This is a genomic window from Pseudomonas sp. KK4 (assembly GCF_001984065.1).
Taxonomy (GTDB): Bacteria; Pseudomonadota; Gammaproteobacteria; order Pseudomonadales; family Pseudomonadaceae; genus Aquipseudomonas.
The window spans coordinates 38,748-51,613 of record NZ_LYVP01000034.1 but is presented as its reverse complement, the minus strand read 5'-3'; the positions used below and the strand labels follow the sequence as shown (position 1 = coordinate 51,613).

The 12,866-nt window shown below is 59.6% G+C and carries 9 protein-coding genes, 1 rRNA gene and 1 pseudogene; 5 read left to right on the top strand and 6 right to left on the bottom strand.

Features of this window, described 5'->3' with window-relative positions:
- Nucleotides 1-107: 107 nt before the first annotated feature.
- Nucleotides 108-223 (top strand): 5S ribosomal RNA (gene rrf / locus B0W55_RS13965).
- 116 nt (nt 224-339) lie between these two features.
- Here the strand turns inward: rrf and B0W55_RS13960 are convergent.
- The 5 genes and pseudogenes from B0W55_RS13960 to B0W55_RS13940 all read right to left on the bottom strand — a co-directional run bounded on the left by B0W55_RS13960 (nt 340) and on the right by B0W55_RS13940 (nt 7,337).
- Complete coding sequence (locus B0W55_RS13960; RefSeq protein ID WP_077046561.1) at nt 340-795, bottom strand: SRPBCC family protein; 456 nt, start codon at nt 793-795, stop codon at nt 340-342.
- 29 nt (nt 796-824) lie between these two features.
- Nucleotides 825-4,241 (bottom strand): non-ribosomal peptide synthetase, encoded by a 3,417-nt coding sequence (locus B0W55_RS13955; protein WP_077046560.1) that lies wholly within the window; start codon nt 4,239-4,241, stop codon nt 825-827.
- Nucleotides 4,242-4,251: 10 nt separating this feature from the next.
- On the bottom strand, nt 4,252-5,181 hold the full coding sequence (locus tag B0W55_RS13950) for a diiron oxygenase (RefSeq protein ID WP_077046559.1): 930 nt from the start codon (nt 5,179-5,181) through the stop codon (nt 4,252-4,254).
- Nucleotides 5,178-5,953, bottom strand: a pseudogene (locus tag B0W55_RS13945) (DUF3050 domain-containing protein). The gene B0W55_RS13950 and the pseudogene B0W55_RS13945 overlap by 4 nt, the downstream one beginning before the upstream one ends.
- 673 nt (nt 5,954-6,626) lie before the next feature.
- Entirely contained in the window at nt 6,627-7,337 is a 711-nt protein-coding gene (locus tag B0W55_RS13940; RefSeq protein WP_077046558.1) for a GntR family transcriptional regulator, read from the bottom strand.
- Nucleotides 7,338-7,532: 195 nt separating this feature from the next.
- On the opposite strand from B0W55_RS13940, the gene lapG reads away from it, so the two are divergent.
- Nucleotides 7,533-8,237: a cysteine protease LapG gene (gene lapG, locus B0W55_RS13935; protein WP_077046557.1), complete on the top strand. Its 705-nt coding sequence runs from the start codon at nt 7,533-7,535 to the stop codon at nt 8,235-8,237.
- A gap of 13 nt (nt 8,238-8,250) precedes the next feature.
- Nucleotides 8,251-10,194 carry a cyclic di-GMP receptor LapD gene (gene lapD, locus B0W55_RS13930; RefSeq protein ID WP_077046556.1) on the top strand — a complete coding sequence of 648 codons (1,944 nt, stop codon included), beginning with the start codon at nt 8,251-8,253 and terminating at the stop codon, nt 10,192-10,194.
- 135 nt (nt 10,195-10,329) lie between these two features.
- On the opposite strand, the gene B0W55_RS13925 is transcribed toward lapD, so the two are convergent.
- Nucleotides 10,330-10,695: a tryptophan synthase subunit beta gene (locus tag B0W55_RS13925; RefSeq protein WP_077046555.1), complete on the bottom strand. Its 366-nt coding sequence runs from the start codon at nt 10,693-10,695 to the stop codon at nt 10,330-10,332.
- Nucleotides 10,696-10,922: 227 nt separating this feature from the next.
- Between B0W55_RS13925 and B0W55_RS13920 the strand changes: the two genes are divergently transcribed.
- Together B0W55_RS13920 and B0W55_RS13915 are read left to right on the top strand one after the other, a co-directional pair.
- Nucleotides 10,923-11,819 (top strand): TauD/TfdA family dioxygenase, encoded by an 897-nt coding sequence (locus tag B0W55_RS13920; RefSeq protein ID WP_077046554.1) that lies wholly within the window; start codon nt 10,923-10,925, stop codon nt 11,817-11,819.
- 18 nt (nt 11,820-11,837) lie between these two features.
- Nucleotides 11,838-12,863, top strand: coding sequence for an ABC transporter substrate-binding protein (locus B0W55_RS13915; RefSeq protein WP_077046553.1), 1,026 nt, complete (start codon nt 11,838-11,840; stop codon nt 12,861-12,863).
- Nucleotides 12,864-12,866 lie beyond the last annotated feature (3 nt).

Sequence of the window (12,866 nt, the reverse complement as noted above, 5' to 3'; positions counted from 1 at the left end):
GATTAAATTCCGAAACCCCAATTGCGAAAGCAGTTGGGGTTTTGTTTTTAGTAGAAGTCACCAATTTTCACCGGATCGTTACTCGTAACGGGCTGGTCACAGAATTTCTTGACGACCATAGAGCATTGGAACCACCTGATCCCATCCCGAACTCAGAAGTGAAACGATGCATCGCCGATGGTAGTGTGGGGTTTCCCCATGTGAGAGTAGGTCATCGTCAAGATTGAATTCCGAAACCCCAATTGCGAAAGCAGTTGGGGTTTTGTCTTTCTGGGGTATTAAAAAACGCAGACATGAAAAGCCAGCCCCGACCTCAGAGGCTGGCTTTTCACCAAGTGTTCAAGCAAATAGCTTCAGCACATTCCCCATCGCATCATCGGCAAACCCCTGAACGAAATCCTTGAACCCGGGCACGTCCTCTACCGGCTCGGCAATGATGCTCCAGGTCGCGACGCATCTCTGCGGGCCCGAAGGTTTGACCTGCATCGCCGCCCACAGATTGGCCACCCCCAGGGTGTTGTAGATCGTGGTCCACGTCATGTTCAGGGTTTGGTCATCACGGGAGTTGAGTTGCTCGACCACCAGGTTGCCGTCCTTGAAAAACTTCTTTCGCAAGGACGCCACACCCTCGCCAGTCATTTCGATATGCGACAGCGCGGGAATGAACCGATCGAAGCCGGCAAAGTCACCGACGACGGCCCAGACCTGCATAGCATCAGCGGGCACTTCCACCGAAGAGACGACCTGGCAGCCTTGGGGATTCTTGATCAAGGTATCGGGTTGCAGCGTATTCATGGTTTTGCTCCGTTGTTGGTTGTGGCACATCAGATGAAATTGATTTGCTTGAGGTAGTCGCAACCCCGCCGCAGCAGCGCCGGAGATTTTTCCGGGTAACGCGCGCCCATCTGCCGAACGCCCGCCTGTGCGTTTTCATGGCCAATCAGCGAGATGTCGCCGATGTCTTCCTCAAAGCCGTTGAGATAGAACCCCAGCACACCGAACAACGCGTTATCGCTGTCGACCCGGACAAGTTGCCGCTGCCAATCAGCGACGCTGACCAGGGCAAAATCCCGACCGGCTTCACGAAAAGACGCCACATAGTTGTCCCAACTCAGCGGCTCGGGGTTGTGCAGGTTGAACACCGATTTTTCCAGCTGATAACGGCTGGCATGGAAGGCGATGAAGCGGGCGAGGAAGTCCACCGGCATCAAGTCGAAATTAAGCGCGAACTCCGGCACCTGGCCGAGCTGAATCGAGCCCTTGAGCATCAGCATCAAGCGATTTTTGTGCGGTTGGCAGACCCCGGTGAGGCTGTTGAAACTGATATTGCCGGGACGATAGAGGTTGACCCACACACCACGCTGGCGGGCACGTTCAAGAACCCGCTCGCCCACCCACTTGGACAGGTTGTAGCCATTTCTGATGTAGATTGGCGGTGTCTGCGCCGCAGGCAGTTCGAGCACTCGGCCTTCGCTGGTAATTGTGCTGGAGGCCGAAAGCGTCGAGACGAAATTGAAGATTTTCTTGCTCCGTCCTTCACACAGCCTCAGGCACTCGAAAATCGGTTCGACGTTGTCCGGTACCAGCGACTCGTAATCGAGCACGTGATTGACGTTGGCAGCGTTATGCACCAAAGCGCCGAACTCCCGATCCAGCCGCTCGTAAGCCGCAACCGAAAGTCCCAGCGACGGTTGTGTCATATCCGCCGCGTAAACCCGCACCCGACTCATGTCCAGATGCTCCAAACGGTTCTCCCGCAGCGCCTCGCAGAAGCGCTCCGCCGCCGATTGCCCATGACCATCGCGCACCAGGCAAGCCACTTCACTGGCGCCCCACGCCAGCAGCGCCTCGACAATGTGTACCCCGACGAAACTGTTAGCACCGGTGACGATCACCTTATGCACATCGCCCATACGCGCGGCGGGCAATGGCTGTACCTGAAGTTCGCGGCAGGCATCTGCCATCGCCTGTTCACTCAGTACCTCTTCAGTGCCTGAGCCCCTTAGCAGCGTTGCCAGTTTCGCGATGGTGGGCTGTTCGATGAAGCGGTTGATCGAAATACTTCGCCCGAACGCTTCTCGCAAGCGCAGCAGCATCCGCGACAGCAGGATCGAATGGCCGCCGAGATTGAAAAAGCTTTCGTCAGTGGAAATCTCACGGGTTGGCAGATCCAGCAGGTCAGCCCAGATCTCAAGCAACAACGCTTCGTCGGCGTTGACCGGTAAGCGTCGCGCAACGTTGTCGCCACAACTGACTGGCAGCGCCAGCAACGCCTTGCGGTCGACCTTGCCGTTGCTGGCATACGGCAAGGTCGCCAGTTCGGTCCATGCCAGAGGCTGCATATAGTCCGGCAAGTACTGCGCCGCATGTGCCCTCAGCGTCTCACGAGCAACACCAACCCTGTTCTCCCGGGGCTTGGCGAGAAATGCAAGTATCCGCCGCTGACTGTCGATCACCACCGCCACCTGACGATACAACTGGCTGTCACGCAGGCAGCGTTCAATTTCTTCCGGCTCGACCCGAAAGCCGCGGATCTTCACCTGATTATCCCGGCGACCGCACAACTCAATGCCGTTCGCCGCCCACTTGGCCATGTCGCCAGTTCGATAGGCGCGAAGACTCCGGCCATCGGGCAGCGTCACGTGAACATAGCGCTCGGCCGTCAGGTGCGGGTTATTCAGATAACCCAGGCAAACCCCAGGCCCGACGATGTACAACTCGCCCACTGCCCGATCAGGAACCGGCTGCAAATCTTCATCGAGAATCAACACCTGACTGTTGGCAATAGGCCCGCCCAGGGTCCGATTGAGATCGCCTGGCTGCATTTTCCGCGCGGTGATCAGCACCGTGGCTTCGGTGGGGCCGTAAAGGTTGTACAGCTTGCCCTGGCATGTCAGTTGCTCGATGACCCAAGGCTCGCAGACATCGCCTCCGGTCATCACATGATCGAGGCCGCGCAGTTGCTCCAGCGGCAGGATGCTCAACAGTGCAGGCGGCAGAAACGCGTGACTCAGATGCTGCCTGCGGATCAGCTCCACCAGTTGCAGCGGATCGCGACGCTGTTCCTCGTCGGGCACGATCAACTGCGCCCCTTGCAACAAGGTCGGGAAAATATCGATCAGCGACGAGTCAAAACTCAGCGAGGAAAACTGCAACACCCGACTCTGCTCGGTCACTTGCACATAATCGGCGTACCACGCCGTGAAGTGGGCAAGATTGGCCTGGCTGAGCAATACGCCCTTGGGATGGCCAGTGGTACCCGAGGTGTAGAGGGCCATGCACGGCGCGCCGAGATCGGGACGGTGGCGCATCAGGGGGCGGTCGACGTCGCCTTCATCGGCACCAATAAGGCTGATATCCAGCCCCGGCATGTCGGCCGCCAGAGGATGCTGTCCGTCATGCAGCAGCAACACTGCGCCAGCGTTCGCCAGGATGTATTGCTGACGCTGCAGCGGATGACTCGGCTCCAGCGGCAGGTACACCGCACCGCTGCCCAGGATTGCCAGAATCCCCGCATACAGCACACCGCATTTCGGCAGGCAGATGCCCACCACCGACGGCCCTTCATGCTGATCCAGCAACGGCTGCAAACGCTCTTGGATAGCCCGGCTCAGGGCATGTAACTGGCGATAGTCGAGGCTACTGCCTGCAACCCTCAGCGCCGGCCGCTCGGCATACCGAACAAAGCTTTGTTCCAGGCGCTCGATCATCGGCCCTTGAGCCAGCGCCAGCAGACGAGGTTCAGTCGTCGCATTAAGCCGGTGAACAAAGGCCAGACTGTCGAGATACAGCAGGTTTTCGACCCTCTCGAAGTCAGCACGGGCGATCGGTTCGGCGCCGCTGAAATACTCCGCATCCCGCGAGTAGCGACTCACCAGCAAAGCCACATGATCCACCAGCTGCGCCAGCGCGCGCAGACGCAGTGTCTGCCCGTTACCCGAAGGCTCATCGGCGATTGGCACTCGACTCAGGAGCCTGGAATCGACGCTGAATAACAACTCCAGTGATGGCAGGCCGGACGCGCCGACAACGTCGACTCCCAATTGCAATCGCAGGCGCTGCACGCCACTGAGCTCCTGCCAATGCAGGCTTGCATCTTCAATCAGCAGATCCGCACGAGTCGGCGCACGGGCGTCGCACGTCGTCACCCGCGCCAGCCTATGTCCGTGTCGTTCAAGCTCCAGCCCCAGGTCGGCCAACCCCTGGCTTCGTCCAACCAGCAAAATGTCGAGACGTCTCATGATGTGCTCCTCAGATCAGGTAGTCGCGCAAGGCGCTTTGCACGCACGGCGAATCGAGCAACGTGCTGCTGCGCAAAAACCGCACGATGTTGGCCAGCAGTGGGTGATGGTGATTAATCGGGAAGGCCAGCCGCGACACGTCACGTCTCAGGTCCTGACGTGCCGCGTCACTGATCGGCAAGGCGTCGATCAGGCGCAAGTCGAAAGACTTCTGGATGTCATTGGTCAGGTAATGGCCGATGAACACCGGCAGGATCTGTGCGATGCAGTGGCGATCGTCTTCGCTCGCGGTGTGCCAGTAGATGCGCACCATCTGCGACCAGAAGCCGGAGTGCCGACCCTCATCGAGCAAGTGGTCGGCCATCAAACCCTTGATCGATTGCTTGATCGTGTCGTCCTTGGCGAAGGCCGCCACATCGCCGGTCACGGTGTTCTCGGCGATGGCCACGCAGATCAGTTCCACGGCGCTGCGCAGATGCGCAGGCGCGAGATTGACCGCCGCAGGGATAGCCCGGCTCAACTCGATTTGATCCGGCAGTTCGATGGGCGCAATGCCGGTCATGGCCACGGTCTGCTGCATGAAATCCATGGCCACCAGTGCGTGGTAATCCTCATCGACCACCACGGTCATGGCGTCGTAGCGACAGGCGAAAGGGAAGGTCAGTTCGAAGCGATTCTTGGCGATGCTGCGGGCGGTCTTGTCGACGATCTCGGTTTCGAAAATCACCACGTCGTTGATGAATTTGTACAGCGTCTGCACCAGGGCAAAGTCGCGCTGCGCCGGGCATTCGCGCAGGAAGGTTTCGCTGAGCACCAGTGGCTGGCGACTCATGGGGTAGATCAGTTTATCGTCGTTCTCCAGCACGCGACGCGGGCGGGTGCGGATGGTGGCGCGGCTCTCCCAGGCTTCGGCGAACGACAGGTAGTCGGCGGCGTTCATGCGTTCACCTCCAACACAGGTTCACGCATGCTCAGGCGCAAGCCGTCCCACAGGGCGATGCGGCTTTCCACGGCGGCCAGGGCGCTGGCGTACACGTCGGCCTGCCGTTGCGGATCACCATCGACCAACCTGCGAGAAGTTTTTCCGCCGCAGGGCCATGGTCTTGGGCATCGACGTCGATGTGCCGTTGCAAGTAGTAACGGAAGGTCGGCGCCTGGTCGATGCCAATGCCCCAGTCGTCGAGAATGCGCTGGAACATCTGCGGTATGACGCTCTCGCGCCCATGCAGGAACGCCGCGGCGACACTGTGTCGCGGAGCGTTCAACGCCGTGTGCAGCGTATGCCTTACAAAACGCGCCGCTTGCGGGTCGACATCCACGCTCTGCAACGCCATCTCATAGCTCACGCCTTCGCGTTGCAGCGCTACGAAGCGCTCGACGGCGACAGTACTGGCGCCGACTTCGCGCATAGCCTCCAGGTACAGCTCGAAATGGCTGTAGTGACCCTGGGCCGGGCGTTCATCAGACTCTTCACCCAGTACGATTTCGTTGATCAGACGTGCCGCCTGTGGATCACTCGGTGGCAGCCAGGGTAAATGGGTACAGGTCAGCTCTTGCTGCAGGCGTTTGGTCAGCGACATGAAATCCCACACGGCAAACACATGGGTTTCCATAAACCGCTGTAATAACGACAGTGAATTGATTTCGCAGAAAATCGGGTGTGTGCTCAGTTCTGCTTTCTTTTGGGCAAGACGTTCTTTAGTAGCGTTCATGAATAACCCTCAAGTGTTTTGGACTGATGTTCTGATAGGCGTTAATTGCTGTATGAACTTCTAGGTTGGCAAGCCAGCGCTTCGTACGAATTGATATTCGTAACGTGCGGTAAGTTCGTCGTGATAAGGCCGTAAGGCGCTGACAGCGGGCGGCGTAAAAAAAGCTAATACACAAAACAAGTATCGGGCAAGTTATTTTGTTGGTATTTAAAAGTTTGACTTTTTCAGGCGCGATAACTTCCGATAAGACTTTTATATAAAGTTTTATTTAGGCGTGGCTGCTCCTTCCGGCTTAGATAAGTCAGAATTTTTATAAAGAGTGAATGCCTCACTCGAAGCAACTTTCTGGATGAAATTGTGAGGAGATATCTTTGGGCGGAAGTGGGCCAAGGGTGACATCGACCCTTCCGATCCCGGGGCAAGACTCCTTCCGTTGGTTCTTGGTATGGGGTCTGCGCCACTGCTGCAGGTGTCGCCCGTTCATGGTTCGTTGTCGACCCAGGATTGAGCGTAATTCAAGGCAGCCGCTATCACCGGGAACCGGGAATCGGAGATGGGCCTGGAGAGGGGAAAAATGTAAGCGGATCGTTCGTGTAGGTGCGTTCTGTAGGCGTTTGCGGGCGGCGTGCCGACTTGCCCGCATGCTCCTGCAGGTCTGGGATGATCGTAGGCGTTACTTCAGAGCTTTTCGATTTTGAGCTTCAGGACTCGCAAGGTAGCGAGTCATCACCTCAACCCCACGATTAAGGTGATGCACGAGCAGATTCATCGAGGTTTCGACATCGCGATTTTCTGCAGCGCGCAACAGCGCTCGGTGATCTTCCTGGGACAACTTGCCCAATCCCATGGCTTGCAGGTTGAAACGCAGGAAGCGCTCCTCCTCATTGAGCGCTTCATCGATCAGCTTCAGCAGACGCTGGTTGGGAGCTTTGCTGTAAAGCGACATGTGAAACAAACGATTGAGCCGGCCGATTTTGCTGTAGTCGGTTTCCGTTTCCAGTTCGTCGATGTAGCGAACTGCCTGTTCCAGGTCCGAAGCCTCGAGCAACGGGACCGACAGGCGCAACGCTTCGGACTCCAACAGAATGCGCAGCGCATAGGTTTCTGCGGCGTCCCCCTGGACCAGCGGCGCAACGACTGCGCCTTTATGCGCGATCACGTTGAGCAGCGACTGGGCTTCCAACTGACGCAGGGCCTCGCGCACCGGCATGCGGCTGACCCCGAACAGATCGGCCAGATCCTGCTGGCGCAGGGCAATGCCGCAGGGCAGGCGGCCATCGAGAATCGCCGCACGCAATGTTTCTTCGATCACCGACCGCGCCAGGTGAGCGGGAATCGGCCCGTTGACCTTGATACTGCTGAGAGGGTTGGGCTTTTGTGTCACTACAACGCACCCTGATTGACTGAATAAATTTGGATCCAACTGACACTAGTACGGCGTGACGGCTTGTCAAACGCAGCGCAGAGCGCCTGCATTCAAGTTTAGCCCGCTGGCGGTGATCGCACCGTGCCATTGTTTTTTAACGGGCTAACCTACACCATCAAACGACTTTCTCCTGCCTTCCCAGGATGTCTCGCATTGGCGTTACCTATCCCCATTCCCCGGACGTTCAGCTGGCTGTGTGGCGCATTGCTGCTCGTCGGCATGATGTTGGGCGATGTGCTGGGCGATGCACCGGTCGATTGGGACTTTGCCCTGATCAAAAGTCGGGCGCAGGCATTGTACGGACCTTTGGGCGAAGGTCAGCAGCGTATTGATGATTGGCAGCGGCTGCTGGCCAACCGCACACCCGCCGGCGATGTGGACCTGCTCAACCGGGTCAACCGCTTCTTCAACCAGCGGGTGCGCTACGTTGAGGACGTCGACCTCTGGCATCAGGTCGATTATTGGGAAACCCCGATCGAAGCCTTGTGGAAAGGCGCTGGCGATTGCGAGGACTACGCTATCGCCAAGTACTTCAGCCTGCGTCATCTGGGGGTTGCCAGCGACAAGTTGCGCATCACCTACGTCAAGGCATTGCGCCTGAACCGGGCGCACATGGTGCTGACTTACTACGCCAGCCCGGACGCCATGCCGCTGGTGCTAGACAGCCTGATCGACGATATCCAGCCGGCCAGCCAACGAACCGACTTGCTGCCGGTCTACTCTTTCAATGCAGAAGGGTTGTGGCTGCCCGGTGCCAAGGGCAACCAGAAGGTCGGTGACACCAAGCGCCTGTCCCGCTGGCAGGAGCTGCTCAAGAGAATGCAGGCCGAAGGATTCCCGGTCGAGACCACTAACTAGGAGCTGCCCACAGATGTCCTTGTTCAAACAGTTGTTGCTCGCTATCTGTCTGTTCCTGGTCGTCGCCTTCACCGGCAGCTTCATGGTCAGCCTGGAGAGTTCGCGTACCCAGTACGTCAACCAGTTGCGCTCCCATGCCCAGGACGCCGCGACGGCATTGGCGCTGTCCCTGACGCCCAACATCGACGACCCGGCGATGACCGAACTGCTGGTCAGCTCGATCTTCGACAGTGGTTACTACGCGAGCATCCGGGTAGTGGATCTGGCCAACGGCAAGACCCTGGTGGAGCGCAACGGCATTCCTGCCGATACCCACGTCCCGGACTGGTTCGTCAGGCTGATCGGCCTGGAGCCTGCCGGTGGCGATGCGATTGTCAGCCGTGGCTGGGAGCAGGCGGCGCGGGTCGAGGTGGTCAGCCATCCGATGTTCGCCCTGTCCAAGTTGTGGCAAAGCGCCCTGGGCAGCCTGGCGTGGCTGCTGATCTGCGGTGTGGTCAGCGCGATACTGGGGGCGCTGTTGCTGCGTCGGCAGCTGAAACCACTCGATTACATGGTGCAACAGTCCCACGCCATCGCCCGTCGTGAGTTCCTGAGCCTGCCCGAGCTGCCGCGCACGCCGGAATTGCGGCGCGTGGTGCAAGCCATGAACCAGATGGTCGAGAAGCTCAAGGCGTTGTTTCAGGAGCAGGCCGAGCGCAGCGAAAAACTGCGCACCGAGTCCTATCAGGACAACCTGACAGGGCTCGCCAATCGCCGCTATTTCGAGATGCAATTGCACGCCCGGGTCAGCAACCCGGAACAGGCCAGCTCCGGTTACCTGCTGTTGTTGCGGGTGCAGGACCTGGCGGGGCTGAACCAACGCCTGGGCGGGCAGCGCACCGACGAACTGCTGCAGGCGGTCGGCGAACAGTTATCCCGTGCGTGCGCGCGATATCCGGTGACGCAAAACCTGGTCACGCGTATTCGCGGCGGCGAGTTTGCCGTGCTGGCGCCGGGGTTGATGCGCGAAGAAGCGCTGCAACTGGCGCAACACCTCGACACGGCCCTGGCCAGCCTGCACGCCACGGGCGCGACCGACGTGGCCTCGGTTGCGGCCATCGGGTTGGCGCCGTTCGTTCACGGCGACACACCGCAAGCGGTGCTGGGGCTGGCGGATCAGGCCTTGGCGCAGGCCGAGGGCCAGGTCGATAGCCATTGGGTCTGCCTGGATCACAGCGCGTCGGCGGATGTCGGCGATGATCATCATGCCTGGCACAACCTGCTGGATCAGGCGCTCAATCAACGCCGTTTCAGATTGTATTTCCAGCCGGTGGTGGCCAGTCAGGACACGCAACTGGTGCTGCATTACAAAGTGCTGTCCCGGCTGATCGACGACCACGGCCAGAGCGTCACGGCCGGGCGCTTCCTGCCCTGGCTGCAGCGCTTCGGCTGGACTGCGCGGCTGGATCGTCTGATGCTGGAGCTGGTGCTGGAGCAGATGGCCGACCACGAGGCATCGCTGGCGCTGAACCTGTCTTCAGCCAGCCTGGAAGATCCGCAGGCGCTCAATGCGCTTCTTGAATTGCTGCGCTCACATTCCAATCTGGGGTCGCGCTTGACCCTGGAAATCGGCGAGGAGCAACTGCCGGAGCAGGCTCTGCTCGAAGACCTGACACGGCGTTTGCGTGGCCTCGGGTTCTCGCTGAGCCTGCAACACTTCGGCGGGCGCTTCAGCATGATCGGCAACCTGGCGCGACTCGGACTGGCGTACCTGAAAATCGACGGCAGCTATATCCGTGCGATCGATCAGGAGAGCGACAAGCGCCTGTTCATCGAAGCCATCCAGCGTGCGGCCCACAGCATCGACCTGCCGCTGATTGCCGAGCAGGTGGAAACCGAGGGCGAGCTGGCGGTGATTCGCGAGATGGGGGTGTATGGGGTTCAGGGGCGGTTGATCGGCGAGCCCAAGCCTTGGTAAGCCGTTGAAGCCGTGCCGTCAATGAGTCCGCCTGCGCGAGCAAGCCACATTCGATCGCACGCGCCCAGGCAACTCGGACAACTGTGGGAGCGGGCTTGCTCGCGAAGGCGTCCGAACAGGCAATGATCTTCTGACCTAGATAAACCCTTCCTCATCATCATCGACCAAATGACTCAACCCCCCCAACGCCTCCCGGGCCTGGGACCGGTCCATGAGTTTGGCCTGCGCCGGCGCCGGCAGGTCGGTGACGAGGATCACGCCTTTGCTGATCAACACCTCGATCAAGTCGTCGAGTACCCGGATCATTTCCAGGTCGCTCTGGCGCAGCTGCTTGAGTTGTTTGATCTGCTTGAGCTGCTTGACGCTGGTGGCCATGACCTCATTGGCAAACCAGGCCTGCAGGTCGGGGTGGTCGGCCGGCAGCGTCTCCGTAGCGTCTGCATAGGCTTCTGTTTCGACGCGCATCAGTTGCCCTTCTGCATTGCGTTGCACGTAGAACATGGATCATCCCTCGGAAAAGAACCGCGTCATGCTGTCAGCAGCATAGGTGAAATACGCCATATGGTTATTCGCTAACGGTATTTAAAATCCTCTTCTTATAGCTATAAAGTCACACTCCTGCGTACCTGCCGACCAATCGGCGCGCCGCACGACACGAACCAACACGACATCCGTGAGTTTCTGATCGACGCGCGCGCCCTTGAGCGTGCCGTGCGTGGGAGTAATTAATGTCTGCAGCCACTGCTAGCCCAAGCGCCGCGACCATCGCGCCGCAAGCATTCGAAATCCGTCCGTTCAGCGGTGCCGTCGGCGCCGAAATCATTGGCCTGGACTTGTCCCGCCCGATCAATGACCAGGACTTCGCCCGCATTCACCGCGCGCACCTGGATCATCATGTCGTGGTGTTCCGCGACCAGCGCATCAGCCCCGAACAACAGATCGCCTTCAGCCGCCGATTCGGCGTGTTGCAGATCCACGTGCTCAAGCAGTTCCTGCTGGCCGGGCACCCGGAAATCCTCATCGTTTCCAACATCGTCGAGAACGGCCAGAACATTGGCCTGGGCGATGCCGGCAAGTTCTGGCACTCCGACCTGTCCTACAAGGAACTGCCGAGCCTGGGCTCGATGCTGCACGCTCAGGAGTTGCCGTCCGAGGGCGGAGACACGCTGTTCGCCGACATGCACAAGGCCTGGGACAGCCTGCCTGATGCACTGCGCAAAGCCGTCGAGGGACGCTCCGCTGCGCACTCCTACACGGCCCGCTACAGCGAAACCAAATTCGAAGGCAACTGGCGCCCGACCCTGACCCCGGAGCAACTGGCGCAAGTGGCCGAAGTTATCCACCCGGTGGTGCGCACTCACCCGGAAAACGGCCGCAAGGCGCTGTTCGTCAGCGAAGGCTTCACCACCCGCATCGTTGGCCTGCCGGAAGACGAGAGCAAGCAACTGCTGGACGAGCTCTACGCCCACAGCGTGCTGGCGCAAAACATCTACCGCCATCAATGGCAGCCCCACGACCTGGTGTTCTGGGACAACCGTTCGCTGATCCACCTTGCCGCCGGGTGCCCAAGCCATCTGCGCCGCAAGCTGTATCGCACCACCATCCAGGGCGACGCGCCTTTCTGATTTGTCGGAGATTTGATCATGTCCAAACGTCTTCCCTTTGCACCGCTGGCCGCGGCCATCGGCCTGGGTTTCAGCCTGATCGCCGGCAGCCTGGCGGCGCCGACCGTGGCCCACGCCGAAGGTGAAATCCGCATCGCCGAGCAGTTCGGCATCGTTTATCTGCTGCTCAACGTGGTGCGCGATCAGAACCTGATCGAGAAGTACGGCAAGCAGGAAGGCATCGACATCAAGGTCGACTGGACTCAGCTGTCCGGCGGCGCGGCGGTCAACGATGCCTTGCTCTCCGGGTCCATCGACATCGCCGGCGCCGGTGTCGGCCCGCTGCTGACCATCTGGGACCGCACCCACGGCAAGCAGAACGTCAAGGCCGTGGCCTCGCTGGGCAACTTCCCGTACTACCTGGTGAGCAATAATCCGAAGGTCAAGACCATTGCCGATTTCACCGAGAAGGACCGCATCGCGGTGCCAGCGGTAGGGGTATCGGTGCAGTCGCGCTTCCTGCAATACGCCGCCGCCAAACAGTGGGGCGACCAGGAATTCAATCGCCTGGACAAGTACACCATCGCCGTACCGCACCCTGATGCCACGGCGGCGCTGATCGCTGGCGGCACCGAGTTGACCGGGCACTTCTCCAACCCGCCGTTCCAGGATCAGGCGCTGGAAAACCCCAACGTGCACGTGGTGCTCAACTCCTACGACGTGCTCGGCCCGAACTCGCCGACCGTGTTGTTCGCCACCGAGAAATTCCGTGACGAAAACCCGAAAACCTACAAGGCCTTCGTCGACGCGTTGACCGAAGCGGCGCAATTCGCCCAGAACGACAAGGGCGCCGCGGCGGATACCTACTTGCGTGTCACCAAGGCGAAAATCGACCGCGCCGCGTTGCTGAAAATCATCGACAACCCGCAGTTCGAATTCAGCGTCACGCCGAAAAACACCTATCCGCTGGCCGAATTCCTCTACCGCGTCGGCGCGATCAAGAACAAACCGGACTCGTGGAAGGATTACTTCTTCCAGGACGCCAAACCGTTGCAAGGGAGCTGACCG